Raw genomic sequence first — 25,489 nt, 5'->3', positions numbered from 1 at the left:
TGCGAGTTTTCAAGCGCGTTCCGCCGATGGGTCATGGACTGGAACCGTGGCGGTTCGCACCAGATTCTCTCGTCCGCAATCGGATCACCGTCGAACCCGACGGTGTCCATGAAAGGAAGACAACCTGTGAGCGAGCTCGACTACTTAAATCTCAATAAGGTGCAGCAATACTCCCAGTGGGCAGTATTCCGCGCTATCCCCGGCGCATTGGACGATGACCGCACCACGGTCATCGAGCAGGCACGCGAGTTCTTCAAGAATCTTGCAGATGAAGGCAAGATCACCATCCGAGGCATCTATGATGCCTCCGGTCTGCGCGCTGACGCTGACTACATGATCTGGTGGCATTCAGAGGAGTTCGAGGACCTGCAGAAGGCCTTCGCCGACTTCCGTCGCACCACCATCCTGGGTCAGGTTTCTGAGGTGTACTGGATCGGAAACGCCATCCACCGCCCATCCGAATTCAACAAGCGCCATCTTCCGGCATTCATCATGGGGGAGGAGCCGAAGAAGTGGATCACGGTCTATCCATTCGTCCGTTCCTATGAGTGGTACCTCCTGGATCCAGGCGAGCGCCAGAAGATCCTGGTCAACCACGGCCAGGCGGCGCGGGACTTCCCTGATGTCCGCGCCAACACCCTCAGTGCCTTCGCCCTGGGCGACTACGAATGGATGCTGGCATTCGAGGCTGATGAGATGCACCGCATCGTCGACCTCATGCACAAGATGCGCTACACCGAGGCCCGCATGCATGTCCGTGAGGAACTGCCATTCGTCTCCGGCCACCGGGTTGATGACATCTCCGAGCTCATCGAGATCCTGCCTTAAAGTCTAAGCCAGGGCACTCAGTTGCTCTGCTTGGCTTTGGCTACAGAGAAAACGCCTGTTGCGCACCGTTAATTAACGGTGCGCAACAGGCGTTTTCTGCACTGTTCTGGAGAAACCCCCACATCACCTATTCGGTGACAGGCTTCTCCTCCAAGGTCAGGGAGATGGAGTTGATGCAGTAGCGAAGGTCAGTGGGGGTCTGGAAACCCTCGCCCTCAAAGACATGGCCCATGTGGGAACCACAGTTGGCACACAAGACCTCAACCCGGCGCATACCCAGTGAGTGGTCTTCCTTCTCGATGATCTTGTCGGCGGCAAGAGGGGAGAAGAAGGAAGGCCAGCCACAGTGGGCATCAAACTTCTCCGTGGAGCGGAACAGCTCATCACCACAGGCGCGGCAGCTGTAGACGCCCTCGGTGGTGGTGTCGGTGTATTCACCTACGTGTGGTGGTTCGGTACCAGCCTCACGAAGGACGTGGTACTCCCTGTCGTTGAGGCGCTCACGCCATTCAGAATCAGTGATCAGTTTGAAGTCGGTCATGTTTTCCTCTCTCTAGATATTCTTCGGCGATGTTTCAGGTGGGCTGTTGGTAGGGAAGTCGAATCCACCATCGGCTGCGGCTGGTCCTCCCATGGGAGTGGATCCTCCTGCGGTGAACAGTCCGGAGCTAGCTGGTGGGATAATCCCACCGTTAGCTCCACCGCTCAGCGTGGGATCTTCACCCACACTGGATCCGCCACGTTTCTTCCGAATATCTGCCATGAACCAGATTACAGCTGAAACAAATGTGACTGCTATCAATAATCCCCAACCAGCAGTGGCCCGGAAAAATTCCACCCAGCGTGCGATGTCTGGCCAGTGGGGTGAAGCGAAGGTTGATGGGGTGAGGAAGAGGAATGCTGCCATCCATGCCACCCAGTTGTGGAACACCGAACGTGGTGTCAGCAGGGTGAAGATCATCGGGAAGATCATCATGGAGTAGTACATCTGGCCCAGGGAGGACAGGAAGAATACTCCGGTGAGCAGGATTCCTGAGGTGGTGGCCGCCCAGAAGAAGGGTTCGGTGTTACGGAACCTCAACAGGGCCAGGACCGCGATGCCCACCATGAATCCAAACACCAGGAACCAGGTCAGTTCCATCCAGCTGGGCATGCCGAAGTAGATGGCCAGGCCGGGTAGGGAGCTGTTGGCGAAGTCGCGGGTTTCCCCCAGATAGGGCATGGTACGGGTGATGTAGTCGGAGGCGCCGGGCACCAGGGGCCAGGCTGCCAGGTTGAAAGCCACGGGCATCAGCACACCGATGATCAGGGCGCCCCACTGCTTCTTCACCAGGGGCAGGAAGAGCAGCGGCAGAAACATCGGCTTAACCAGGATGGCCAGGCCGATGATGAGTCCACCGATCCAGGATTTCTCATGGATGACGCACCAGAGGAACAACACCATCATCAACAGCAGAATGCCGTTGATATTGGAGAAGATCAGTGTGTTCTGGACAGTTTCAGTGAGCATTGCTAGCGCGATGGACAGCGGCCACACCATGCTGCGCAGGGCGAACCCGACCATGCGGGTCATGATGCCCAGTGCGATGACAATGGCGACCAGGTTGACCGCGATGAAGGCCAGCCGGGCGAGCGTGAAGTCCGTGATATAGCCGAGCGGAGCCAATAGGAGAGTGGCACCGGGGTTGTACAGGTAATGGGGATCCACATGGTGGTAGATCTCGTTATAAACGGGTGTGCCCTCGATGAAACGGCGCAGTGCGCTGTACACCGTGGTGAAGTCATCGGTGACGGAACCATTGATGGCCAGGATGAAGAAGCGGTGTGCCATCAAGATGATGGCGAGCGGCCATCCTACGGCGTTGCCGATTCTGTCCCACTGGCTCCGGCGCGGCCGCGGTGTGGGGGCGTCCGGGAAGGCTGGGGTGGTCGTCGACAAGTTTGCATCGTCGAGGTGCGGATTAGCTGGGGAACTCACTGTTCCAATCTATCGAATGGGGTGGGCAGGAGTGCAGTCCAACACCCCATTCCCGCATCCCTAGCTGCGCCGGTACCGCAGAAAGAGGGTGCTGTCTGTATCCAGGTGAGAATGTTCCAGCCGCATGGGCACACGTTTGGGGCTGCCGCCACGTACAACGGGTTTCTCCACGGTGCCAGACAATGACGGGTCCAGGGTGTGATGCCACACGTCAACCAGTCCGGCATCAACAACCTGGGCGTAGACCGATGCGCCGCCCTCGCAGCTGATGCGGGCATAACCCCCTGCACGAAGCTTGTCGACGACCACTTGGACCCCCATGCCGTCGACGTGGATCAGGTGTGCCCCGGTGGCCTTCAGTGCAGCGAGCCTGGTGTGGTCAGTGTTGTTCGTGATGATGATCGGTGCGGTGGGGGCCTCAGTGAAGAAACGCGTGGTGGTGTCAAAGTTCAGTGATGAAGACATCACAGCGATCGGAGGAACAGGCTGCTGCCCGCGCACACGTCGGTCGTGTTGCCCGGAGTCATTGATCAGCACACCGCCATAGTCTTCTGCCTTCACGGTTGCAGAACCGACCAGCACCACATCAGCCCACTCGCGCAGGCCCAGCAACAGTGCAGTATCTGTGTCATTACCCAGATGACCCGAGGTTCCACCGGTGGATGTTGATCCGGCAATGGTGGTGACCAGCACCGTACGTAGTTCCGGTTCCCCCACAGGAAGGACCGGGCCGATGAGCTGCTCCGTGATATCACCCATGAGGGTGAGTTTAGCTGTGGGTTTAGGTGCGGGGCCATCGTGGAGTGTGGGGGAGCGGGAGTAACCCTGATATTAGACACGTCCGGGGGGAAAAATAATGAATTAAGTCCCCGGCCAGGGATTATTTAGTTAGTGTTCAGGAATGGACTTTATTTACACCTCATACGCGGTCGGCACCCTGCTCATCTGGAATGTCCTCATCGCATTGGGCATCCCCGAATATGACCTTGAGGTTGCCTATGCCAATCTTCCGGATACTGTTTTATTCTCCGGGATGTGGTGAGCGTGGCCAGAACTATGAAAACTGTGTAGATCGTGGGAGCGTCCATCATCGGTTTGGTGGCGGGTGCGTTTGCGAGCCACCTCATGGGCATGAGAAAACCCCGATCATCTTTTAAGATGATCGGGGTGAATGTGGTCCTAGCTGGGTTCGAACCAGCGACCTTTCCGGTGTGAACGGAACGCTCTTCCACTGAGCCATAGGACCGCAACGAATGAGTGAATCTCATTGGTGCAATTTGAAGTTAACACGATGTTATTGAAACTTCCTAATTTCCGGTGTTTGAGCGGTGCCCCAGGGTGATAGAAATTTTCTCTCTATATAAAGAAGAGATTTTTACCGCGAGTGTGGTTCTTAACCACGGAGGGGACTGGGGTGGCCGGGTGTTGTCTCGCATGTGGAGAGGGGGAGATGGGCTGAGATGGTGGGGGTTGGAAAGCTGGGGGTCTATGTCAGACTCTATGATCAAATTCCTGGCAGAGGCGAGAGATGGCGACTTCCCTCTATCGAATTTCTTCTATTTGGGATTAAACAATGTTCAATCCGGTGCTTTAGGGCTATGTGCTGCAGAACTACGTCGCTGTAATTCACCTGATGTTCTTATTTGTCCTGGGAATTAGGATTGATTTAGTTATCTAGCTGCGGATTTGTGTTGTTCGAGCAGTTCGGGCTAAAGTTGGTTCTCGCAGCACAGAGAGCAATCAATACAGATTGAGTTCAGTGCAGTGAATGCGGATGTAGCGCAGTTGGTAGCGCATCACCTTGCCAAGGTGAGGGTCGCGAGTTCGAGTCTCGTCATCCGCTCTGGTACGTTTATTCGTACCTGAGGCGGGAATTACCGCCACGGTGGAATGGCCGAGTGGTGAGGCAACGGTCTGCAAAACCGTGCACACGGGTTCGATTCCCGTTTCCACCTCGTAGTAAAGCGCGTTTAGCTCAGCGGGAGAGCGCTTCCCTGACACGGAAGAGGTCACTGGTTCAATCCCAGTATCGCGCACAAGAGTTTGAACTAACTCTTAAAACTAGGTTCATGCGGATGTAGCGCAGTTGGTAGCGCATCACCTTGCCAAGGTGAGGGTCGCGAGTTCGAGTCTCGTCATCCGCTCTCATTTCACCGGGCCAATCGGCATGAAATGAACCCGCGCGTTTAGCTCAGCGGGAGAGCGCTTCCCTGACACGGAAGAGGTCACTGGTTCAATCCCAGTATCGCGCACAAGAGTTTGAACTAACTCTTAAAACTAGGTTCATGCGGATGTAGCGCAGTTGGTAGCGCATCACCTTGCCAAGGTGAGGGTCGCGAGTTCGAGTCTCGTCATCCGCTCAATGATATTAAGGCCGTCATGCTTTCTCTAGCATGACGGCCTTAGTTGTTTTCCAAGACGCGTGGCTGGTGGGGGCTGAGCGCCGCGGAGAAGGGCTATGAGGCCTTGATCAGCTTTGCTAACTGTTTAGTAGTGCAGATCACAAAGTTTCATTTTGGGGCTCTGAACTGGTTAGGCTTTGGTTAATTTCCAGAATTCACGGCTTTGAGGTTGAAGTGCTGGAACTAATCGGGACTGGTTTTCGACAACTCTCCCGAACCTGAAATTAAATCAGGTTTCCAGCACGATTATCGGACTTTTATCAGCGCTCCATGCTGATGGGAGGAACCGTCAAGCGTGGCATCAGACAACTGAGAGGATTCCATGGCACAGACAACAACAGGCATGATTCAGCGAGCAGGCGGCTGGAACGGAACCCACTTCCGGAAGGTCGCAGCGGTAGCTATGGTTGGAATGCTTGGTGCCATGCCCTTTGCTCTGTCCCCGACGGCATCCGCTCATGATGTCGTGCTCACCTCAACCCCAGAAAATGGGGCAGTGGTCGAGGAGTTCCCTGAAACCATTGAACTTGAGTTCTCCGGAATCCCGCAGGAACTCTTCAACACCGTGGCCCTGAGCAATGCGGACTCAGGAGACATCCTCTACTCCGGTGAGCCGGAGATCGACGAACGGGTCTTAAGCTTTGATGTGCCGCAGGACGTGGAGCGTGCCCCGGGCAACTACACCGTGGGATTCCAGATCACCTCATCAGATGGACATGCTACCAAGGGCTCAGTCAGCTTTGAGGTCGCCGGTGGTGAAGGGGAGACAGCTCAGGAAGAAACCGCAGAACCTGCTGAATCTGCAGCACCAGCCGAAGACGTTGACACCACTGCTGATGAGACATCTGAGAACTCAGGTATTGCAGCGCCATGGAACTGGATCCTGGGTGGCGTAGGTGTGCTGGTCATTGCCGGAGCGATCGTCATGATGATCGCCAAGAACCGTAATTCTAACTAGGAGTAAAACGCCATGAAACTCACCATCAAGAATTCTTTTGCAGGTAGCATGCTGCTGGTGGGTGCACTTGCACTTGCCGCATGTTCCCCGGCCAATGAAAACAACTCCCCGGCGGATAACACGGAGGATGCGGTCACCTCCGCAACAGCAAGTGCCACCGCCGGTTCAGCAACGGGTTCAGCCACTGCGGATTCCGATGCTGATTCCCTCCTGAGCATCTCTGATGCCGTGGTGCGTGCCACCGTCGAGGGCAACCCGATGACCTCCGTATTCGGCAGCATCCTCAACAACTCCGAGGATGACATCACCATTACCGGATTCACGGCCTCCGTGGAGGCAGAGAGCTATGAGATCCACGAAGTCGTAGACGGGGTCATGCAGGAGAAGGAAGGTGGCTTTGCCATCGGTGCCGGTGACAGTCATGAACTGGCCCCAGGCGGGGACCACTTCATGTTGATGGGTCTGTCTGCACCTATTGAGGCTGGCGACACCGTGGAGATCACCCTGGAGCTGGATAATGGCACCGAGGTTGACCTGGAGCCGATTCCGGTTCGTACCATTGCCGCCGGTGATGAGAGCTATGGGGAAGAGGGAGAGCTGATGGGCCATGACGGAGTCGACCACTCAGCTCACTAACGGTTCTTCAACTAAGGGGAAGGATGTTCATGGTTACCCGTAGGGGGTTCCTGGCCGGGGCCGGCGTCATTGCCGGCGGTTCGGCCCTGATGGCCTGCGCACCCGGTGCGGAGGCTGACAACGGTGAGGGGAAGGCGTCGATAAGCGCTGCTTCCAACCTGGCCACCCAGACGGTGGCCTTTGACGGGGTGCATCAGGCTGGAATTGCCACGCCACAGCAGGCGAGCCTGAATCTGGTCGCCTTCACCGTGCGCCCCGGCGTGGACCGTGACGGCATCATCCGCCTGATGCGCCTCTGGACTGAGGACGCACGCGCGCTGTGTCATGGACAGACTCCACTGGGCAGCCTGGAACCGGAGATGGCGGTGAGCCCCTCAAATCTCACCATCACCTGTGGGTTTGGCTCCCGACTATTTGATATCGCCGGCATTGTTGATCAGCGCCCCGAATGGTTGCACCCGATCCCTGCTTTCGACAGGGACCAGCTGGATGACCGCTGGGGTGAGGCGGACCTGGTGCTCCAGGTATGTTCTGACGATCCGATGACGCTCAGCCATGCCACCCGCCACATGATCCGCGCAGGTGTGGACTATGTGAGCACCCGCTGGTTCCAGAGCGGTTTCCTCAATGCCAACGGCGCACGGGAGAAGGACGCTACCCCGCGGAACCTCTTCGGGCAGAAGGACGGCACCGTCAACCCGCGAACCGAGGAGGAAATCCAGGAGGCAGCCTGGATTGATGAAGGACCTGTGTGGGCACAGCAGGGGACCGCCATGGTGGTGCGCCGCATCGCCATGAATCTGGACACCTGGGAGATTCTGGATCGTACCTCACGTGAGGTCTCAGTGGGCCGCACGCTAGACACCGGTGCACCACTGACCGGCACGGATGAATTCGATGAACCGGATTATTCCGCAACAGACAGCTACGGACTCCCCGTCATTGACCCGGTCAGCCACATGGCACGCTCCAAGCCGGCAGAAGGCCACCCGGAACAGGTGATCCTCAGACGTGTCTACGCCTATGACCTGGAGCCTGACCCCACTTCCGAGGAGCTGTCCAACTCCGGAATGGTGTTCATCTGTTTCCAGAAGAACCCTGATCTACAGTTCACCCCGATCCAGAAACGACTGGATGAAGGCGACCGCCTCAACCAGTGGATCACCCATATCGGTTCTGCTGTGTTCTTCATACCACCCGGCACTGATCCTGGGGATCCCGACCGAGATACATTCTGGGGTGCCGGACTGCTTCAGGCATAGGCACACACGGTAGGATGTTCCACGACAGTTGACTACCTTGGTCTCTCAAACGCCATAGGTCCGCTTCCCTGCATTCTGTGAACAGGACGCAGGGCGGACATACCGGCGTGAGACCTGAAGATGTGGAACATCACCAGTGGTCAACTGCGCACCTTGATATTAGTGAACCGGCGGCCAGGTATGCCGCTGGTTCACATGAGCGCACGAAGGAGCGCAATTTCCGTGAACACCTCCGTTGAACCCCACAACTTCGTGGAATTCGAAGTACCAGCAGGCACCGCCATCGGCCAGGCCATGCGGGAGCTCGAACTGCCCAACAAGGGCGATGACGCCATTGTCTGTGCAAAAGATGCCGAAGGACAGCTGAAAGACCTGTCCCATGTGCCGGAGGAGACTGCAACGTTCACAGCAGTACCTGCCAACAGCGAGGATGGTCGAGCTGTCATCCGCCACTCGTGCGCTCACGTGTTGGCACAGGCCGTCCAGGCTGAGTTCCCGGGCACCAAGCTGGGAATCGGACCGGCCATCGACAACGGCTTCTACTATGACTTCGATGTTGCAGAGCCCTTCACCCCGGAGAACCTCAAGGCCATTGAGAAGCGGATGAAGAAGATCATCAAGACCGGCCAGAAGTTTGAACGCCGCGTCTATGAGTCCACTGAGGCTGCCGCAGCAGAACTGGCCAACGAGCCCTACAAGCTGGAACTCATCCAGGACAAGGGTAATGTTGACCCGAACTCTGATGAGGCCACCGAGGTCGGTGCCGGTGAACTGACTGCTTATGACAACGTCAACCCACGCACCAACGAGGTGGAGTGGTCGGATCTGTGCCGTGGACCGCATATCCCCACCACCCGTTACATCCCGGCCTTCGCACTGACCCGTTCCTCTGCCGCCTACTGGCGAGGGGATCAGGACAACGCCGGCCTGCAGCGTATCTACGGCACCGCCTGGGAATCCAAGGAGAAGCTGGACGAGTACCAGACCATGCTGGCTGAGGCGGAAAAGCGCGACCACCGCCGCCTGGGTAACGAACTGGACCTGTTCTCCTTCCCAGATGAGATCGGTTCCGGTCTGCCGGTATTCCACCCCAACGGTGCCACCATCCGCATGGAGATGGAGGAGCACTCTCGCCGTCGCCACATTGCCGCTGGCTACTCCTTCGTCAGCTCCCCACACGTGACCAAGGGCGATCTCTTCGAGAAGTCCGGGCACCTGGGTTTCTACAAGGACGGCATGTTCCCACCACTGCAGCTGGATGCAGAATATGACGCTGAGGGTAATGAGACCAAGCCTGGTCAGGATTACTACCTCAAGCCGATGAACTGCCCGATGCACAACCTGATCTTCGACTCCCGTGGACGTTCCTACCGTGAACTCCCACTGCGTTTATTCGAGTTCGGTACCGTCTACCGCTATGAGAAGTCCGGTGTGGTCCACGGACTCACCCGTGCCCGTGGTTTCACCCAGGATGATGCCCATATTTACTGCACCGAGGATCAGTTGGAATCAGAGCTGACCACCGTTTTGGACTTCATCATCTCCCTGCTGAAGGACTACGGCCTGGATGATTTCTACCTGGAACTTTCCACCAAGGACCCGAAGAAGTTCGTGGGCTCCGATGAGATCTGGGAGCGCTCCACCGAGATCCTCCAGCGCGTGGCCACCAACTCCGGCCTGGACCTGGTTCCGGACCCAGAAGGTGCCGCCTTCTACGGCCCTAAGATCTCCGTGCAGGCCAAGGACGCCATCGGCCGTACCTGGCAGATGTCCACAGTCCAGCTGGACTTCAACATGCCAGAGCGCTTCAACCTGGAGTACACCTCTTCGGATGGTTCCAAACAGCAGCCGATCATGATCCACCGCGCACTCTTTGGTTCCATCGAACGCTTCTTCGGTGTTCTGCTCGAGCACTACGCCGGTGCCTTCCCAGCATGGTTGGCACCACAGCAGGTCATGGGCATCCCAGTTGCTGATGACTGCATCCCACACCTGGAGGCCATCACCGCGCAGCTGCGTGAAAGGGGTATCCGCGCCACCGTGGACACCTCAGATGACCGTATGCAGAAGAAGATCCGTAACCACACCACCGGCAAGGTACCTTTCATGCTGCTGGCCGGTGCCCGCGATGTGGAGGCAGGAGCAGTCAGCTTCCGCTTCCTCGACGGCACTCAGGTCAATGGTGTACCGGTCGATGAGGCTGTGGCCTTGATCTCTACCTGGATCACTGAGCGTAACAACGCTCAGCCGAGTGAGGAAACCATTGCTGCCCGCAGGTGAGCCGCATACCCCGGGGGAGGAGCACTCGGATATAAACCGGGAGACCAACCTGGAGACTGGTCGGGAGACTGAAAACCAGGTTTATCTTGACCAGGGTGTGGGTGTCCCGGATCGTCTGGAACGTATCTGGGCTCCCTACCGAATGAACTACATCAAGACCCATCCGCGCAGCAGCGATGCTGCACAGGGGGAAGCTGATGCGGTGAAACGGGATCCCTTCCTGGAAGTTCCGAAGATGTCTGATGAAGACGGTCTGATCGTGGCCCGGGGCGAGACGGTGTACTGCGTACTGAACCTGTACCCCTACAACGCCGGGCACATGATGGTGGTGCCCTTCCGCAAAGAGCGCAACCTGGAAGATCTCACCGCGGAGGAATCTGCTGAGCTCATGTTGTTCACCCAGACGGCGATCAAGGCTGTGAAAACAGTCTCGAATCCCCATGCCGTCAACGTGGGACTGAACCTGGGTAAGGCCTCAGGCGGTTCCGTGGGTGATCATCTGCATGTCCACATTGTTCCAAGGTGGTCAGGTGATGCCAATTTCATGACTGTGATCGATGGGACCAAGGTGCTACCGCAGACCCTGCGCCAGACACGGGCACTGCTGGCCAGTGCCTGGGGCGAGCTTGATGGTGCCCCGGGCGTCACTGACCCCAGTCTGACATCGGCCGTGACCACAGTGGTCATGGGTGCTGCTGATAATCCGGAGGCTTGCTGATGCTTGGTGTTCATGGTCGCAAACCCGCACAGGTGGTGGTGGAGCCGGTAGCTCGACTGATGATCCGCCTGGGGGTCAGTCCGAATCAGCTGACCCTGGTCAGCGCGACGCTGACCGTGTTGATCGCATTGATCCTCATCCCCACCGGACATCTGGTGTGGGCGGCCATTCTCACCGGGTTATTTGCCGCCTTTGACATGATTGACGGCACTGTCGCCCGGATGCAAGGCGGTGGAACCAAGTTCGGTGCAACATTGGATGCCAGCTGTGACCGCATCACTGATGGTGCTCTGTTCGCGGCGATCACTTGGTGGCTGGTGTACTCCTATGATGCACCGCAGTCACTGGTGGCAGCATCACTGATCTGTCTGGCCTCCTCACAGATCATCTCCTATGTGAAGGCCAGGGGAGAAGCCTCAGGTTTCACGATGGATGGCGGATTGATTGAACGTCCTGAGCGTCTCATCATCAGCCTGGTTGGTTTGGGGCTGACCGGATTCGGTGTCCCTTATGCCATCGATATAGCCCTGTGGGTTCTTGCTGTCGGAAGCATATTCACCGTGTTGCAGCGACTGATCATGGCTGGCAAGTCCCCTTATGCCAATGATCGGATCAAGGCACCCAAGGGCGCGCAGACACAGTACAGCGATGTCACGCCGGAAGGACAGCAGTAATCTGCCTTCTGACTTCTAAAGGGGAAGAGCTCCCTTGCCGACTGTCTAAGGAAAGGTTTGACATGACGATCAGGGAGTTGTTCCATGGTCTGAAACATCCTGAGAACCGTGGGGAAAACCTCGTAGCACTGGGCTATGTGGCTGGATGGCGAATGGTTCGTCTCCTACCCTTGCCGGTGGCACGGAGATTATTCAACCTCGGTGCGGATCTGGCCAGCAAAAATGGTAAGGGTATGCCACAGTTGCGTGCCAACCTTGCCCGCGTGGTGGGTGCTGAGAACGTCACCGACGAGCTGATCTGTGCATCTGTGCGCAGCTATGCGCGGTACTGGTTGGAGGCCTTTCGTCTTCCCTCCATGACCGGAGATGCTGACCTCCATGACCGTCTGGTCGCAGGCATGGTGGGCATGGATCAACTGGATGCAGCACTACAGAGTGGGCGGGGGGTTATCCTCACCCTTCCACACACCGGCAACTGGGATATGGCAGGCACTTTCCTCGTCGGACACCATGGTCAATTCACCACGGTGGCGGAACGGGTCAAACCTGAAGCACTGTTCAACGCGTTTGTGGATTTCCGTCAATCGCTGGGATTCGATGTTCTGGCCCTGACAGGTGGACAGACCCCACCTTTTGCACAGCTGAAAGAAGTACTGGAAGCTGGTGGAGTGGTGTGCCTGATGGGTGAGCGTGATTTGCGCAAATCCGGTGTGCCCACCATGTTTTTCGGGGAGCAGACCTCGATGCCGGCCGGGCCGGCACTGTTGGCCATGGAAACCGGTGCAGCACTGCACGTGGCCCATTCTTGGTTTGATGGTGACACGGGGTGGGGATTCAGTGTCTCTGATGAGGTGGATGTGGATGATCTTCCCACCACGGTCCAGCGCCTGGCAGATCTCTTTGCCGCCAATATCGCGGCGCATCCTGAGGATTGGCACATGCTGCAGCCCCTGTGGTTCAGTGATCTGGATCAGGACCGAGGACCGAACTCATGGTCAGCTGACACATTGGATAATTCTGTTGAGGAGGAGGACTAGGCTGTGCGCATTGGTATTGTCTGCCCGTACTCCTTCGATGAACCAGGCGGGGTTCAAGCCCACATTCTTGACCTGGCGCGAGCCTTCATTGCGCAGGGCCATCACGTCCAAGTACTGGGGCCCTGCAGTCAGGATACCGAAGTCCCTGATTTTGTAGTGCGTGGTGGACGGAGTTTCCCCATTCCCTATAACGGTTCGGTGGCGCGTGTCAGCTTTGGTCCCCGGATGTTCAGTAAGGTGAGGGCCTTCATCCGTGAGGGGAATTTTGATATCCTCCACATCCACGAACCCAATTCACCCAGCTTTTCCATGGCATCACTGTTCCTGGCGCATGGCCCGATTGTGGCCACCTATCATGCCTCCAGCTCCGGTTCGAGGATCCTGCATGCCGCGCTGCCGGTTCTGAAACCACAGTTGGAGAAGATCCGCGCAGGCATTGCCGTCTCCGAAATGGCGAGGCGGTGGCAGGTGGAACAGCTGGGTGGAGATCCCGTACTCATTCCCAATGGGGTGGATACTGAGATGTTTGCCCGGGAACATCAGGCAGCTGTGGCGGGGGATGGGCCGGTGGAGATTGTCTTCCTCGGCAGGATCGACGAGTCCCGCAAAGGGCTGGATATTCTGCTGCGTGCCTTGGCACGACTGGACCGTGAGGTGATCTGCACGGTCATCGGCGGCGGTGCCAAGCGTGAGATCCCAGGAATCAACTTTGTCGGTCGCGTCAGTGATGTGGAGAAGGCTGAGATTCTGAGGCGTGCAGATATCTACGTCGCACCGAATACCGGTGGTGAGAGTTTCGGTATCGTTCTCGTCGAGGCGATGGCAGCGGGCTGTGCTGTGCTGGCCAGCGACCTGGAGGCATTTTCCTTAGTTGTGGACTGGGAATCCAGTTCACCTGCCGGCTTATTGTTCACAACCGGTTCGGACCGGGACCTTGAGGAAAAACTCCGCACGCTTATCGACGCCCCGACCACCCGCAACGCACTCATCGAGGCGGGCAGACGGCGTGCGCGCCACTATGACTGGTCGACTGTGGCAGCACGCATCATGGTGGTCTATGAAACCGTGGCCATGGGGTCCAAGGTGACGCTGAAGTGAGCACCATTGTCCTGATAGCTGTGGCGGTGGTGATCACCGCCATCGTGTTGTGGGCCTACAGCACTGCGCAGCGGCTCAACCGGCTGCACATTCGCACCGACTCTTCCCGGCAGGCTCTCCAGGCGGCGCTGGATCGACGGGCAGCCCTGGTGGGGGCTCTCATTCCAGGAGCCACGGAAGCCGCCCGTCATGCGGAATCCATCCCGTTGATCTACTCCCGGTTTGCAGACCGGTCCCGTGCAGAACGGCGGATTTCCGAGATGATTCTCAGCCAACAGCCACCGGTGCCGGAAGCATTGGTGGATGCTGCAGCACGGGTTGAACTGGCCCACCGTTTCTACAATGAGGCGGTGACCGACACCCGTGATCTCCGTACCCGGGCCTCCATCCGGACACTGCGCCTGGGGGGTAGGGCACCGTTGCCGGAGTACTTTGAACTGGTGGATACCGACATCGTGGAATAACCACTGCTGTGGGTGCAGTGAATGTAATTAGCGTCTCTTTACCGTTCTTGTTGAACATTGTTTAATGTTGAGTTTTTAGTTCTAAGAAAATTTATTGCAATCTCAGGAGGCTTCACACCGTCGTGTCAGCACCAACAATCCTCACCAACCCCCGCATCAAGACCGGCCTGGCCGACCATCTCAAGGGTGGTGTCATCATGGATGTCGTCACCGCCGAACAGGCCCGCATCGCAGAAGGATCCGGTGCCTCCGCCGTCATGGCACTGGAGCGCGTCCCCGCTGATATCCGCGCCCAGGGTGGGGTCTCACGCATGTCGGACCCGGACATGATCGACAGCATCATCGACGCTGTCAGCATCCCGGTCATGGCGAAGGCCCGCATCGGACACTTCGTCGAGGCCCAGGTACTCCAGTCCCTGGGCGTTGACTTCATCGATGAATCTGAGGTCCTCACCCCGGCTGACTACACACACCACATTGACAAGCTGGACTTCAATGTTCCTTTTGTCTGTGGGGCAACCAACTTGGGCGAGGCTCTCCGCCGGATCAATGAGGGGGCTGCGATGATCCGCTCCAAAGGGGAGGCAGGTACCGGTGATGTCTCCAATGCGGTCACCCACATGCGCACCATCCGTGGGGAGATCAACCGTCTGAAGTCCATGGCTGAGGATGAACTCTACGTTGCTGCCAAGGAACTCCAGGCACCTTATGACCTGGTCTGTGAGGTTGCCCGAACCGGCACACTCCCCGTCGTGCTGTTCACCGCAGGGGGCATCGCCACCCCGGCGGACGCCGCAATGATGATGCAGCTCGGTGCTGATGGCGTGTTCGTCGGCTCAGGTATCTTCAAATCCGGAAACCCGGAGCAGCGTGCCCGTGCCATCGTGGAAGCCACCCAGAACTTCAACGACCCCGATGCCATCGCCCGTGTCTCCCGTGGACTGGGTGAAGCCATGGTGGGCATCAATGTCGATGACCTCCCGGTTGCCCACCGCCTTTCTGAACGCGGCTGGTAGAAGCTAAAAGCCTAAAAATGCCCTGCAGGATTCCTGCAGGGCATTTTTCATATCATCACGGACTTAGTTCACCGACTCCACCAGAGCATCGGGGTCATAGGGCTGACCGACAGTCAGCAGGATGACATAGATGATCACGATGATCACCACGATGATGAGGATCGAACGCAGTGGGTGGCGGACCAGCTGCGCAAGGATCTTGTCAGCGAAGGTCTTTGGTTCTTCCTCAGCGGTGGTGAAGCGCCATCCTTCGTCGAGGATGCCCTTCTTATCCGCCCACAGGGTGAAGGGCAGGGCGGCCCACGGGATGATGGAGACCACCAGGCCGGCGACACCCTGGGCGAAGGTCCAACGGTTGTTCACCCACACGGTGATGGTGATGGCAGCAAAGCAGAGGAAGCCAAATCCATGAACAGCACCGGCGATCGGAACAACAGCTTCAGTGATTCCACTGTATTTCAGGATCATGCCCACGATCAGCACAGTCCAGGTGACCATTTCCAGCAGGGCTGCGGCGCGATGCAGATTTTTTGGCGTCATGGCTGCAACCATAACTGACCCACTGGCCTTATGTCCCACCGGAGTATCCTGACGTACTAGGGTTTGTGAGGAACCTCACCAGCAGTAAAGAGATATGACAACAAGGAGAAGTCGATGATCGAGTCAATCGAATACATCCTCGGACTCGAGGAAATCGACCGGGATATCTATCGCGGCCCGGTGGTTAAGTCAGAACTTGCCCGAACCTTCGGGGGACAGGTAGCCGCACAGGCACTCGTCTCGGCTACACGAACGGTCGACGATGAATTCGGTGTGCACTCGTTACACGGCTACTTCCTCAAAGGTGGAAAATCTGATCGCCCCACGATCTTCCTCGTCGACCGGATCCGTGATGGTCGCAGCTTCTGCTCCAGAATTGTCAAGGCGATGCAGGACGGTGAAGTCATCTTCAGCATGCAGGCCAGCTTCCACCGTCGCGATGATGAAGGCATTGAACATGCCGACGTGATGCGCGATATCCCCGGACCAGAAGAATTCGACAATGCCACAAGCAACCTTCCACATGGCTCCAGGGCTTTACTGGGGGAATGGGCGGACTGGGACATCAGGATTGTCCCGCAATCGGCCTATGAGAAGAATCCTCACACGGCCACAGAACAGGCAGTGTGGTTTCGCTCCAAGGCCAAGCTCCCAGATGATCCGACCTTCCACATCTGCACCCTGGCCTATATGTCAGATATGACCCTGCTACCCAGCGCGCTTGCCCCGCACCCGGAAGCAAGAGTCCAGATGGCATCCCTTGATCACGCCATGTGGTTCCTCCGACCTTTCCGTGCCGATGAATGGCTTCTCTACGACCAGCGTTCCCCTTCGGCCTCCGGAGGCCGTGCATTGACGCATGGCAGGATCTTCAACCGTCAAGGGGACCTCGTGGCGATTGTCAACCAGGAAGGCCTGACCAGAAATCTGCGTGAAGGTGCCCCCTCTGTGCCAAAGAAAAACCTTGGGGACAAAGAAGCGTAGAAGAACATTCTCCTACTGGCTCCCTCACTCACCTGGCCTGGCCACAATCCGGTACTCCGATAGGTATATGGGTGGGGTAGCGGTCTTTTCACTTGACCAATGCGTATAATCAGAGTGGTTCCACCTACCGACTCCACGTCCAGCGAAGCCGACCGGCTCTCGCGCCGCTGACAGATATCTCGCCTGCTCCCCCGTGAAACCGGGGTTTTGAGTCAGGGCCGACCAATCCGCGGAATCCAGGGTTTTCCTGGTGGATGCTGGGGCACTCACGACGAAAGGGATGCATATGGCTGGCCACTCCAAATGGGCGACTACCAAGCATAAGAAGGCCGCGAACGATGCCAAGCGTGGCAAGGAGTTCGCCAAGATGGTCAAGAGCATCGAAGTTGCAGCCCGCATGGGTGGCGGAGATCCTTCCGCCAACCCGACCCTCGATGACATGATCAAAAAGGCTAAGAAGGCCTCAGTACCCAACGACAACATCGAACGCGCCCGCAAGCGCGGATCAGGCGAAGAAGCCGGTGGTGCAGACTGGGTACCCATCATGTATGAAGGCTACGGACCCAACGGCGTTGCCATCCTGATCGAATGCCTCACCGACAACCGCAACCGTGCAGCCACCGAAGTACGCACCGCAATGTCCAAGAACGGCGGCAACCTGGGCGAATCCGGTTCCGTCTCTTATATGTTCACCCGCACCGGCGTTGTCCATGTCCAGAAGGGCGAACTCACCGAAGACGATGTTCTCATGGCTGTCCTGGACGCAGGCGCTGAAGAAGTCCACGACCTCGGCGAACTCTTTGAAATCACCTGTGAACCAACTGACCTGGAAGCAGTCCGCGAAGCACTGGCAGCAGCTGACATCGAAGTCGAGGACTCTGATTCTGACTTCCGAGCATCCGTTGAAGTCCCCCTTGATGCTGACGGCGCCCGCCAGATCTTCCGCCTAGTTGATGCCCTCGAAGAATCTGACGACGTTCAGAATGTCTACACCAACGTCGACCTCTCCGACGAGGTCATCGCTGAGCTCGAAAACGACTAGTACCGGTTAAGCACCACAGCGGACACCATCCCCATGACGATGGTGGACACACACCCCGCCTCCCACCCCGTGCAAACCACGCCGGTGAATGGCGGGGTTATCGCTATTGTGTGCTAAAAATATGGGTAGTTGCCAACGTTGAATCCGGTGGGGGCATCACCATGACTCGGCAGAAGAAGCTGACAGCATCGTTGTGCCGCACCGGGCAAATGGATGAATGAGGGATCAGATGAACCATGAGGGTTTGAGGGTGATGGGCATTGACCCCGGCCTGACCCGATGTGGTTTATCTGTGGTTCAAGCCGGTCATGGCAGAACCGTCTACCCGGTTTCGGTCGGCGTGGTCAGAACCCCCTCAGATGCAGAACTTGCTGAACGCCTCCTCCGGCTGAGCCGGGCAGTGGGCGAGTGGATGGATGAGTACACCCCTGATGTCGTCGCCATTGAGCGGATATTTGAGCGTGGCAATGTCTCTACCGTGATGAATACCGCCCATGCCGTCGGCGTCCTGATTCTGGCTGCTGCGGAACGTGGCCTGCCGGTCCACATGTACACACCCAGTGAGGTGAAGAAGGCCGTCTCCGGCAATGGTCGCGCTGACAAGAAGCAGATGACGGTGATGATCACCAGAATTCTCGGCCTGGCAGAGGCGCCGAAGCCAGCGGATGCTGCTGATGCCCTGGCATTGGCTGTCTGTCACTGCTGGCGTGCACCCCTGTTGATGCGCACCAAGATGACTGCTGCTGATCTGGAGCACCGTCGTCGTCAGTATCAGGGCAAACTCGGTAAGGCCAAGGCCACACTCAATGCAAAAAACACCGCTGATCAATCCACGGAATCCTCTGGTTCTGGCACCACCAACATTGTTGACCGGGAGCGCGCCGCCCACATTGAATCTGCCAAGGCAGCTCATCCCAGCCGGATAGATCCACCTTGAATCTCATCGGGCAAGCTACCTCTCGGTGAATATTCCCGTCTGTTGCATCCGCTATGAACTTAATAGTTGTTCCACCCTCACAGGTGGAAACGTATCCTTTCTTCCCTTTTTGATTCAGGAGAGTCTTAAACATGATCGCCTCACTTCGTGGAACTGTCATCAGCATTGGTCTGGGATCTGCTGTCATTGAATGCCAGGGAGTCGGTTATGAGGTGACCACCACGCCAAATACTCTCTCGCAGCTTCAACGGGGTGAGGAGACTCTGATTCTGACCACCATGGTTGTCCGTGAGGATGCCATGAAGCTTTATGGCTTCATCGATGATCAGACCAGGGAGATGTTTGCCCTCCTTCAGACCGTGACGGGACTGGGGCCGCGCCTGGCTCTGGCATGTGAGTCGGTACTCACACCGATTGAGATCTCCCAGGCGATTGCCGGTGGAGACTCCAAGACCCTGCAACGTGTCCCGGGAGTGGGTAAGCGCATGGCGGAAAGGCTCATCGTTGAACTGAAAGACAAGGTTGGGGCCTTCACCGCCGGTGTGGTAGACGCCCGTGAGGAATCCTCACTGGTACAGGGCGTGGCGCCGGTGGTGGTCATTGACCAGGTCACCCAGGCATTGACCGGACTTGGCTTCACCGAGAAGCAGGCTGATGATGCAGTGGCTGCTGTACTCACCGCCGATCCAGAGTTGGATACCTCAGCAGCTCTTCGGGCTGCGCTGGCTAAACTGAGTGGAAAATAGGGAAGCGGGGTGACATGTCATGAATGATGTGGAACGCACGGAATTTGAAATCCCCGGAGGTATACCTCCGCGTCGTACAGGCAATCCCGGACGCAGTCCGGATGCAAGCGTTGATGTCAATGTGCAGCCGGAGGATGCGGAGGCGGAGGTGACACTTCGTCCGAAGTCCCTGGATGAATTCATCGGTCAACCAAAGGTTCGGGATCAGCTGAGCCTCGTGCTCACTGGGGCCAAGAAGAGGGGAGTGGTCCCCGACCACGTTCTTCTGTCTGGCCCGCCGGGCCTGGGTAAGACCACGATGGCGATGATCGTGGCCCAGGAATTGGGGACCAGCCTGCGCATGACGTCGGGACCTGCGCTGGAGCGTGCAGGTGATCTGGCTGCCATGCTGTCGAACCTCATGGAAGGCGATGTCCTCTTCATTGATGAGATCCACCGCATCGCGCGCCCTGCAGAGGAAATGCTCTATATGGCCATGGAGGACTTCCGCATCGATGTCATCGTGGGTAAAGGGCCAGGTGCCACGTCCATCCCATTGGAGATTCCACCCTTTACCCTGGTGGGAGCCACCACCCGTTCAGGCATGCTGACCGGCCCACTGCGTGACCGTTTCGGCTTTACAGCACAGATGGAATTCTACGATGTGCCTGACCTGACTCGCGTAGTCAAGCGCACAGCCAAGATTCTAGAGGTTGTCATCGAGGATGATGCTGCCGTGGAGATCGCATCACGCTCTCGTGGCACACCACGAATCGCCAACCGCCTCCTGCGCCGCGTGCGGGATTTTGCAGAAGTTCATGCTGATGGGCACATCAACCTCGGTGCAGCCAACGCAGCTCTGATTGTCTTTGATGTGGATGAAATTGGTTTGGATCGCCTGGACCGGGCTGTGCTCAGTGCACTGATCCGCGGCCACGGTGGTGGACCTGTCGGTGTGAACACCCTGGCTATCGCGGTGGGTGAGGAGCCTGGAACAGTCGAGGAAGTCTGTGAACCTTATCTGGTCCGTGCCGGAATGATTGCCCGGACCGGACGTGGCCGAATCGCCACTGCGGCTGCCTGGCGTCACCTCGGGATGGAGCCACCTGAGGGAACCATCGGAGACTACTGACAGTTTGATGACAGGTGGACATCTGGCCTGAGGAAGGTGCCTAGCTTTTCGCTATGAAGGGCCCTGGAATCAGGCGGGTGAGCTAAATAGTGGAAAATTCAACAAATCCGTTTTTCAGCTGGCTATAGCTCTGTAGTGTCTGGCACACTCACTAGTTATGGAAATACTTATTATTCTCGTCCTCCTGGTCCTGCTGGCACTCCCGACAATTCTGATGAATAAACGTCAGCGGGCAAAGATGGCTGAGATTCAGCAGCTGCAGGATGCCCTCCAGCCTGGTGACCGGGTTGTGACCACGGCGGGTCTGCATGCGGATGTCGTATCTCTGAGCGGGGACCTGGTAGACCTGGAGATTGCTCCAGGTGTTGTCACCACCTGGGAGAAGATGTCAGTGGTCCGTGTTGTTGTGGATACGGACGCAGCCCATGCTGATGCCGTGATGGACACCGATGATTCTCTGGATTCTGCTGATTTTGATCGGAACTTTCTCACTGAGAATGATCAGTACTCTGATTTCCACCCAGAGAACCGTCCAGATTCTGATGATCCGGACAGGTCCAACGGACACCCGGAGAACCGCTAGTTTTTAATTACGCCCCTGCATCACCCCCCGATGCCAGGGGTATTGGTGTCTTAAGAACACCTGAGGTTTCCCTGGGCGGGTGACGTGCCCAATTTCACGGGGGCGAACCAGGGCAAAGTTGCTGTGATGGCGTACCATATTCGACGGTAAGTGCCTGATCACGGAAGTATTCTTGGTTTCGTGGTGGGGGATATAAACAACCCCGATGTTTCGTGTCGTGGTCGAACTGACCAATGTCAGATCACCGCCATATGCTTCAGCGGCACCTGTTTTTCCATGATCGTCCGAACGTATCACCTGCTTTAGCAGGCTGATCAGGTGTTATGGCATGGAAAACTGATTGATCAATTTCACTAAGGAGACATACTTGGCTCGGCAGAAAAAGAGTGCCGTCAGTGCCTGGGAGGCTTGGCCGAAACGCGCGATTGCGTTATTTGTGCTCATCCTCTTTGGTATCTACGCGCTCGTATTTTTTACAGGTGACCGCTCAGCGACGCCGAAACTGGGAATTGATCTGCAGGGTGGTACCCGTGTCACACTGGTTCCCCAGGGTGAGGAGCCCACACAGGATCAGTTGTCCCAGGCACGTGTGATTCTGGAGAACCGTGTCAATGGCATGGGTGTGTCCGGCGCCAGTGTTGTTGCTGACGGCAACACCCTGGTGATCACCGTTCCAGGTGAGGACACGGCTCAGGCCCAGGCACTGGGCCAAACCTCCCAACTGTTATTCCGTCCGGTTGGTCAGGCGGGAATGCCCGATATGGCCACGTTGATGCCCACCCTGGAGGAGATGGCCAACCGTTGGGTTGAATATGGCGTTATCTCTGAGGAGCAGGCTAATACAGCACTGGCGGAGATGAATACGGCTGTGGATCAGTCCGAGGATCCTACAGCGGAGGCAGCAGCTGAAGAGGACCCCGCAGCGGAAGAGGTCACTGAGGAGGAGGCGGCAGCTGCCCCCACCGTGAGCAGTGAGTCGATGCCAGAACCTGCGAACTCCATCGAAGCCACTGAGCGTCGTCAGGAGATCACGGAGATGCTGCGCACAGACCGTCAGTCGGTGGATCCCACCACCCAGATTGCCGCCAGCTCCCTGATGCAGTGCACCACTGATGAGATGGATCCGATCGCCGGCACCGATGATCCACGCCTCCCACTCGTTGCCTGTGATCGTTCCACCGGTGGTGTCTACATCCTGGATCCAGCTCCACTGCTGGAAGGGGAGACTGATGAGGAGGACGGTGCCCGTCTGACAGGTAATGAGATTGACACCGACCGTCCGATCACGGGTGGTTTCAACTCCCAGTCCGGTCAGATGGAAATCAACTTTGCCTTCAAAGCAGGTTCCGGTGAACAGGGTTCTGCCACCTGGGCAGCCCTGACCAATGCCTACCTGCAGCAGCAGATTGCTATCACCCTGGACTCTGAGGTCATCTCCGCACCGGTGATCCAGTCCGCCACCCCGGTGGGCAGTGCAACCTCCATTACCGGTGACTTCACCCAGGAGGAAGCCCAGGAACTGGCTAACAACCTTCGTTATGGCGCACTGCCACTGAGCTTCGCCGGTGAAAATGGTGAGCGGGGTGGCACCACCACCACGGTTCCCCCATCACTGGGTGCAGCATCCCTGAAGGCTGGCCTCATCGCCGGCATCGTGGGCATCGCACTCGTGGCGGTCTTCGTCTTCGCCTACTACCGGGTCTTCGGCTTCGTCTCCCTGTTCACCCTCGTTGCAGCAGGTGTCCTGGTCTACGGATCTCTGATCCTGCTGGGTCGTTGGATCGGCTACTCCCTTGATCTGGCGGGCATTGCTGGTCTGATCATCGGTATCGGTACAACCGCAGACTCCTTCGTGGTCTTCTATGAGCGCATCAAGGATGAGATCCGTGAGGGTAGATCCTTCAGGTCTGCTGCTCCACGAGCCTGGGAGAGGGCAAAGCGCACGATTGTCACCGGCAACATGGTCACCTTGATCGGTGCCATCGCCATCTATCTCCTGGCGGTCGGGGAAGTCAAGGGCTTTGCCTTCACCTTGGGCCTGACCACCGTCTTCGACATCCTGGTCACCTTCCTGGTCACCGCACCACTAGTAATCCTGGCTTCCCGCAAGCCGGTCTTCGCCAAGCCGGCCATCAACGGTATGTCGCGTGTGTACACACTGGTGGAGGACCGACGCGCCAGTGGCGAGCTCGATGAACTCCACCACGTCGGCGCGGTGGCGGCCCCAGCAGCATCGGCAACCCCAACAGATGCCCCTGACAGCTCTGACACCCCCGGTTCGAATGAGAAGGAGCAGAGGTAAGTCCCATGAGCAAGATTCATACTGAGAAGAAGTCCAAGGGCACCTTCAACAGCCTCTACACAGGTGAAGGTGGCATTGACTTCATCGGCAAGTCCAAGCTCTGGTACTGGATCACCGGCATCCTGCTGATCCTGTCCGTCCTTTTCATCGCTGTCCGTGGTTTCACCCTCAGCATTGATTTCGAGGGTGGCACCAAGATGAACATGCCTGCGGCTGACTATTCAGCAGAAGCCGTGGAGGAAACTTTCACCGAAGCCACCGGCATCACCCCAGAACTGGTTCAGATTGTCGGTTCCGGTGATTCCCGCATCCTGGAGATCCACTCCGAGCGACTCACCGATGATCAGATCGAAACCGCCCGCCTGGCCATCTACGAGGAGTTCGAACCCGTGAACTCTGAAGGTGTGGCCACACCAGATGCCGTCGGTAACTCGACTGTCTCTGAGTCCTGGGGTTCCACCATCACCGAGCGCATGATTATTGCTCTGGTGGTCTTCCTGGTGTTGGCAGGGATCTACATTTCCGTGCGTCTGGAAAAAGAGATGGCTGCGGCCGCGATGGTGGCGCTGCTGGTGGATGCTGTTGTCATCGCCGGTATCTACGCCACCATTGGTTTTGAGGTCTCACCTGCCACCGTCATCGGTCTGCTCACCGTGCTGACTTTCTCCATCTATGACACCGTCGTGGTCTTTGACAAGGTCCGAGAAAACACGGAAGGCTTTGAACATTCGCTCCGGCGGACATATTCGGAGCAGGCCAACCTTGCGGTCAACCAGACTTTCATGCGTTCGATCTCCACGACGATCATCGCCGCACTGCCGATCATCGCGCTGATGGTGGTTGCGGTGTGGATGATGGGTGTGGGCACCTTGAAGGACCTGGCGCTGATCCAGCTGATCGGTGTCGTTGAGGGAACCTTCTCTTCGGTGTTCCTGGCCACCCCGATCCTGGTGTACCTGAAGAACCGTTCTGCCAAGACGAAGAAGCACAATGCCGCGGTTGCCGCAGCACGTGAGGGAAGGGACCCGGCATTCATCAGCATCCCGGTAAACGATGACGCCACCCACGGTGAGCTTGCTGAGCCTGTGGATGGTCAGGTCACCGGCGCCAAGCGCACGGTGGTCAAGCCAGAAATTCCTGAGAACCCAGGGCAATCCGGAGGCACGTGGAGGCCGGGCCGCAATTAGGTCCTGCACCGCCTGGTGTATCTCACTTTTTTCTTCCCATGATCCCGTCACCGTTTCCCCTCGGTGGCGGGATTTGGGTGTTAATGGGACTGCATCCATATACTTGATGGACTGAAGAACAATCTCAGGGGCGCATAACGTGAAGGGCGGGGTATCACATCCATGGTGAATAAGAAGGCGGTCGTAGCAGCACTTGCTGCAGCGTCCGTCCTGGCGGCTACCGCCTGTGGCACACAAGAGCCGGAACCATCAGCACATGAGCAGAACCATTTCGGTTATGCATTGAACTCCTCATTGGCCACCACCAACGCTGGTTCACTCCTGGGTGTGGCCACAGATGCGGCACTGCTCGCGGCACGGGTTTATCCGGCTGTCTATGTCCAGGGCCCTTCCGGACAGATGATTCCTAATACGGATCTGGCGACCACACAGGTGCTGCCCGGTGCCAACAGTCAGGTGATCTACACGATCAATCCTGAGGCCACCTATTCCGATGGTGAACCAGTGGTGTGTGATGATTTCCTGCTTGCCGCGAAGGCAGGGATGATGCCCAGTGTCTTTGACTCCCATGTGCCACTGGCTGCCCAGATTGAACGCGTGGACTGCCACAGTGGGTCTCGTTCGGCCACGGTGGTGTTCAAGGAGGGCTTTGGTTCCCGTTGGCGCTATCTCTTTGATCAGGGCACGCTGCTGCCTGCCCACGCCA

The 25,489-nt window shown here is 57.4% G+C and carries 24 protein-coding genes, 7 tRNA genes and 1 pseudogene; 27 read left to right on the top strand and 5 right to left on the bottom strand.

Annotation, left to right across the window (positions count from 1 at the left end):
• The first annotated feature begins 126 nt into the window (after positions 1–126).
• A complete protein-coding gene (gene hemQ, locus Q0M74_RS05060) occupies positions 127–828 on the top strand; it encodes a hydrogen peroxide-dependent heme synthase (RefSeq protein WP_366087854.1) in 702 nt (233 codons plus the stop codon).
• Positions 829–955: 127 nt separating this feature from the next.
• Here hemQ and msrB read toward each other — a convergent pair whose 3' ends face one another.
• From msrB to Q0M74_RS05045, 3 genes are read right to left on the bottom strand one after another with little or no spacing between them, the layout of a single operon-like run.
• Positions 956–1,369 (bottom strand): peptide-methionine (R)-S-oxide reductase MsrB, encoded by a 414-nt coding sequence (gene msrB / locus Q0M74_RS05055; protein ID WP_293952078.1) that lies wholly within the window; start codon positions 1,367–1,369, stop codon positions 956–958.
• A gap of 12 nt (positions 1,370–1,381) precedes the next feature.
• The gene (locus Q0M74_RS05050; RefSeq protein ID WP_366087850.1) at positions 1,382–2,806 is read right to left on the bottom strand and encodes a glycosyltransferase family 87 protein; all 1,425 of its coding nucleotides are present in this window, start codon (positions 2,804–2,806) and stop codon (positions 1,382–1,384) included.
• A 60-nt stretch (positions 2,807–2,866) separates the two neighbouring features.
• The gene (locus Q0M74_RS05045) at positions 2,867–3,565 is read right to left on the bottom strand and encodes a pyrimidine reductase family protein (RefSeq protein WP_293952076.1); all 699 of its coding nucleotides are present in this window, start codon (positions 3,563–3,565) and stop codon (positions 2,867–2,869) included.
• Positions 3,566–3,707: 142 nt separating this feature from the next.
• Here Q0M74_RS05045 and Q0M74_RS05040 point away from each other — a divergent pair, with 142 nt between their 5' ends.
• The gene (locus tag Q0M74_RS05040; RefSeq protein WP_293952074.1) at positions 3,708–3,848 is read left to right on the top strand and encodes a hypothetical protein; all 141 of its coding nucleotides are present in this window, start codon (positions 3,708–3,710) and stop codon (positions 3,846–3,848) included.
• Positions 3,849–3,980: 132 nt separating this feature from the next.
• On the opposite strand, the gene Q0M74_RS05035 is transcribed toward Q0M74_RS05040, so the two are convergent.
• A tRNA-Val gene (locus Q0M74_RS05035) sits at positions 3,981–4,052 on the bottom strand.
• Between the two features lie 524 nt (positions 4,053–4,576).
• Here Q0M74_RS05035 and Q0M74_RS05030 point away from each other — a divergent pair.
• The 16 genes from Q0M74_RS05030 (at position 4,577) to pdxS (ending at position 15,351) form a co-directional block, all read left to right on the top strand.
• Positions 4,577–4,649, top strand: a tRNA-Gly gene (locus tag Q0M74_RS05030).
• A 41-nt stretch (positions 4,650–4,690) separates the two neighbouring features.
• Positions 4,691–4,761: transfer RNA gene (locus Q0M74_RS05025), tRNA-Cys, on the top strand.
• A 9-nt stretch (positions 4,762–4,770) separates the two neighbouring features.
• Positions 4,771–4,842 (top strand) — tRNA-Val (locus tag Q0M74_RS05020).
• A 35-nt stretch (positions 4,843–4,877) separates the two neighbouring features.
• A tRNA-Gly gene (locus Q0M74_RS05015) sits at positions 4,878–4,950 on the top strand.
• 36 nt (positions 4,951–4,986) lie between these two features.
• Positions 4,987–5,058 (top strand) — tRNA-Val (locus Q0M74_RS05010).
• A 35-nt stretch (positions 5,059–5,093) separates the two neighbouring features.
• Positions 5,094–5,166, top strand: a tRNA-Gly gene (locus tag Q0M74_RS05005).
• Between the two features lie 445 nt (positions 5,167–5,611).
• Positions 5,612–6,166 (top strand): copper resistance protein CopC, encoded by a 555-nt coding sequence (locus Q0M74_RS05000; protein WP_293952072.1) that lies wholly within the window; start codon positions 5,612–5,614, stop codon positions 6,164–6,166.
• A 12-nt stretch (positions 6,167–6,178) separates the two neighbouring features.
• On the top strand, positions 6,179–6,802 hold the full coding sequence (locus Q0M74_RS04995) for a copper chaperone PCu(A)C (protein ID WP_293952070.1): 624 nt from the start codon (positions 6,179–6,181) through the stop codon (positions 6,800–6,802).
• A 29-nt stretch (positions 6,803–6,831) separates the two neighbouring features.
• Positions 6,832–8,064 (top strand): Dyp-type peroxidase, encoded by a 1,233-nt coding sequence (locus tag Q0M74_RS04990; RefSeq protein WP_293952068.1) that lies wholly within the window; start codon positions 6,832–6,834, stop codon positions 8,062–8,064.
• Positions 8,065–8,244: 180 nt separating this feature from the next.
• Complete coding sequence (thrS, locus tag Q0M74_RS04985; protein ID WP_293952089.1) at positions 8,245–10,344, top strand: threonine--tRNA ligase; 2,100 nt, start codon at positions 8,245–8,247, stop codon at positions 10,342–10,344.
• Between the two features lie 142 nt (positions 10,345–10,486).
• On the top strand, positions 10,487–11,062 hold the full coding sequence (locus tag Q0M74_RS04980) for an HIT domain-containing protein (RefSeq protein WP_293952086.1): 576 nt from the start codon (positions 10,487–10,489) through the stop codon (positions 11,060–11,062).
• Positions 11,062–11,736, top strand: a complete 675-nt coding sequence (pgsA, locus tag Q0M74_RS04975; RefSeq protein ID WP_293952084.1) for a phosphatidylinositol phosphate synthase — start codon at positions 11,062–11,064, stop codon at positions 11,734–11,736. The genes Q0M74_RS04980 and pgsA overlap by 1 nt, the downstream gene beginning before the upstream one ends.
• Positions 11,737–11,798: 62 nt before the next feature.
• Complete coding sequence (locus Q0M74_RS04970) at positions 11,799–12,773, top strand: phosphatidylinositol mannoside acyltransferase (RefSeq protein WP_293952066.1); 975 nt, start codon at positions 11,799–11,801, stop codon at positions 12,771–12,773.
• A gap of 3 nt (positions 12,774–12,776) precedes the next feature.
• Complete coding sequence (locus tag Q0M74_RS04965; RefSeq protein ID WP_293952064.1) at positions 12,777–13,871, top strand: glycosyltransferase family 4 protein; 1,095 nt, start codon at positions 12,777–12,779, stop codon at positions 13,869–13,871.
• Positions 13,868–14,335 (top strand): hypothetical protein, encoded by a 468-nt coding sequence (locus tag Q0M74_RS04960; RefSeq protein ID WP_293952062.1) that lies wholly within the window; start codon positions 13,868–13,870, stop codon positions 14,333–14,335. Before Q0M74_RS04965 ends, Q0M74_RS04960 begins: the two co-directional genes overlap by 4 nt.
• Before the next feature lie 122 nt (positions 14,336–14,457).
• Entirely contained in the window at positions 14,458–15,351 is an 894-nt protein-coding gene (pdxS, locus tag Q0M74_RS04955) for a pyridoxal 5'-phosphate synthase lyase subunit PdxS (RefSeq protein ID WP_293952060.1), read from the top strand.
• A gap of 63 nt (positions 15,352–15,414) precedes the next feature.
• Here pdxS and Q0M74_RS04950 read toward each other — a convergent pair whose 3' ends face one another.
• Complete coding sequence (locus Q0M74_RS04950; protein WP_293952058.1) at positions 15,415–15,891, bottom strand: DUF3817 domain-containing protein; 477 nt, start codon at positions 15,889–15,891, stop codon at positions 15,415–15,417.
• A 117-nt stretch (positions 15,892–16,008) separates the two neighbouring features.
• Between Q0M74_RS04950 and Q0M74_RS04945 the strand changes: the two genes are divergently transcribed.
• The 9 genes and pseudogenes from Q0M74_RS04945 to Q0M74_RS04905 form a co-directional block, all read left to right on the top strand.
• Positions 16,009–16,875: an acyl-CoA thioesterase II gene (locus Q0M74_RS04945; RefSeq protein WP_293952082.1), complete on the top strand. Its 867-nt coding sequence runs from the start codon at positions 16,009–16,011 to the stop codon at positions 16,873–16,875.
• 286 nt (positions 16,876–17,161) lie between these two features.
• A complete protein-coding gene (locus tag Q0M74_RS04940; RefSeq protein WP_293952056.1) occupies positions 17,162–17,917 on the top strand; it encodes a YebC/PmpR family DNA-binding transcriptional regulator in 756 nt (251 codons plus the stop codon).
• A 229-nt stretch (positions 17,918–18,146) separates the two neighbouring features.
• Entirely contained in the window at positions 18,147–18,854 is a 708-nt protein-coding gene (gene ruvC / locus Q0M74_RS04935) for a crossover junction endodeoxyribonuclease RuvC (RefSeq protein ID WP_293952080.1), read from the top strand.
• Positions 18,855–18,985: 131 nt separating this feature from the next.
• Complete coding sequence (ruvA, locus tag Q0M74_RS04930; protein WP_293952054.1) at positions 18,986–19,600, top strand: Holliday junction branch migration protein RuvA; 615 nt, start codon at positions 18,986–18,988, stop codon at positions 19,598–19,600.
• Between the two features lie 19 nt (positions 19,601–19,619).
• Entirely contained in the window at positions 19,620–20,711 is a 1,092-nt protein-coding gene (gene ruvB / locus Q0M74_RS04925) for a Holliday junction branch migration DNA helicase RuvB (protein ID WP_293952052.1), read from the top strand.
• A gap of 157 nt (positions 20,712–20,868) precedes the next feature.
• Positions 20,869–21,294 carry a preprotein translocase subunit YajC gene (yajC, locus tag Q0M74_RS04920; RefSeq protein WP_293952049.1) on the top strand — a complete coding sequence of 142 codons (426 nt, stop codon included), beginning with the start codon at positions 20,869–20,871 and terminating at the stop codon, positions 21,292–21,294.
• A gap of 367 nt (positions 21,295–21,661) precedes the next feature.
• On the top strand, positions 21,662–23,596 hold the full coding sequence (gene secD, locus Q0M74_RS04915) for a protein translocase subunit SecD (protein WP_293952047.1): 1,935 nt from the start codon (positions 21,662–21,664) through the stop codon (positions 23,594–23,596).
• A 5-nt stretch (positions 23,597–23,601) separates the two neighbouring features.
• On the top strand, positions 23,602–24,783 hold the full coding sequence (gene secF / locus Q0M74_RS04910; protein WP_293952045.1) for a protein translocase subunit SecF: 1,182 nt from the start codon (positions 23,602–23,604) through the stop codon (positions 24,781–24,783).
• 162 nt (positions 24,784–24,945) lie between these two features.
• Positions 24,946–25,489 (top strand): annotated as a pseudogene (locus tag Q0M74_RS04905) (peptide ABC transporter); the annotation flags it as partial.

This window comes from uncultured Corynebacterium sp., assembly GCF_945649885.1.
Taxonomy (GTDB): domain Bacteria; phylum Actinomycetota; class Actinomycetes; order Mycobacteriales; family Mycobacteriaceae; genus Corynebacterium.
This window is presented reverse-complemented; position numbering and strand designations above follow the sequence as displayed.

Excerpts from the sequence above, each read along its gene's own strand:
- msrB (WP_293952078.1), bottom strand. The coding sequence starts at position 1,369 with ATGACCGACTTCAAACTGATCACTGATTCTGAATGGCGTGAGCGCCTC.
- Q0M74_RS05045 (WP_293952076.1), bottom strand. The coding sequence starts at position 3,565 with ATGGGTGATATCACGGAGCAGCTCATCGGCCCGGTCCTTCCTGTGGGG.
- Q0M74_RS05040 (WP_293952074.1), top strand. The coding sequence starts at position 3,708 with ATGGACTTTATTTACACCTCATACGCGGTCGGCACCCTGCTCATCTGG.
- Q0M74_RS05000 (WP_293952072.1), top strand. The coding sequence starts at position 5,612 with ATGGTTGGAATGCTTGGTGCCATGCCCTTTGCTCTGTCCCCGACGGCA.
- Q0M74_RS04995 (WP_293952070.1), top strand. The coding sequence starts at position 6,179 with ATGAAACTCACCATCAAGAATTCTTTTGCAGGTAGCATGCTGCTGGTG.
- Q0M74_RS04990 (WP_293952068.1), top strand. The coding sequence starts at position 6,832 with ATGGTTACCCGTAGGGGGTTCCTGGCCGGGGCCGGCGTCATTGCCGGC.
- thrS (WP_293952089.1), top strand. The coding sequence starts at position 8,245 with ATGCCGCTGGTTCACATGAGCGCACGAAGGAGCGCAATTTCCGTGAAC.
- Q0M74_RS04980 (WP_293952086.1), top strand. The coding sequence starts at position 10,487 with ATGAACTACATCAAGACCCATCCGCGCAGCAGCGATGCTGCACAGGGG.
- pgsA (WP_293952084.1), top strand. The coding sequence starts at position 11,062 with ATGCTTGGTGTTCATGGTCGCAAACCCGCACAGGTGGTGGTGGAGCCG.
- Q0M74_RS04970 (WP_293952066.1), top strand. The coding sequence starts at position 11,799 with ATGACGATCAGGGAGTTGTTCCATGGTCTGAAACATCCTGAGAACCGT.
- Q0M74_RS04950 (WP_293952058.1), bottom strand. The coding sequence starts at position 15,891 with ATGACGCCAAAAAATCTGCATCGCGCCGCAGCCCTGCTGGAAATGGTC.
- Q0M74_RS04940 (WP_293952056.1), top strand. The coding sequence starts at position 17,162 with ATGGCTGGCCACTCCAAATGGGCGACTACCAAGCATAAGAAGGCCGCG.
- ruvC (WP_293952080.1), top strand. The coding sequence starts at position 18,147 with ATGAACCATGAGGGTTTGAGGGTGATGGGCATTGACCCCGGCCTGACC.
- ruvA (WP_293952054.1), top strand. The coding sequence starts at position 18,986 with ATGATCGCCTCACTTCGTGGAACTGTCATCAGCATTGGTCTGGGATCT.
- ruvB (WP_293952052.1), top strand. The coding sequence starts at position 19,620 with ATGAATGATGTGGAACGCACGGAATTTGAAATCCCCGGAGGTATACCT.
- yajC (WP_293952049.1), top strand. The coding sequence starts at position 20,869 with ATGGAAATACTTATTATTCTCGTCCTCCTGGTCCTGCTGGCACTCCCG.
- secF (WP_293952045.1), top strand. The coding sequence starts at position 23,602 with ATGAGCAAGATTCATACTGAGAAGAAGTCCAAGGGCACCTTCAACAGC.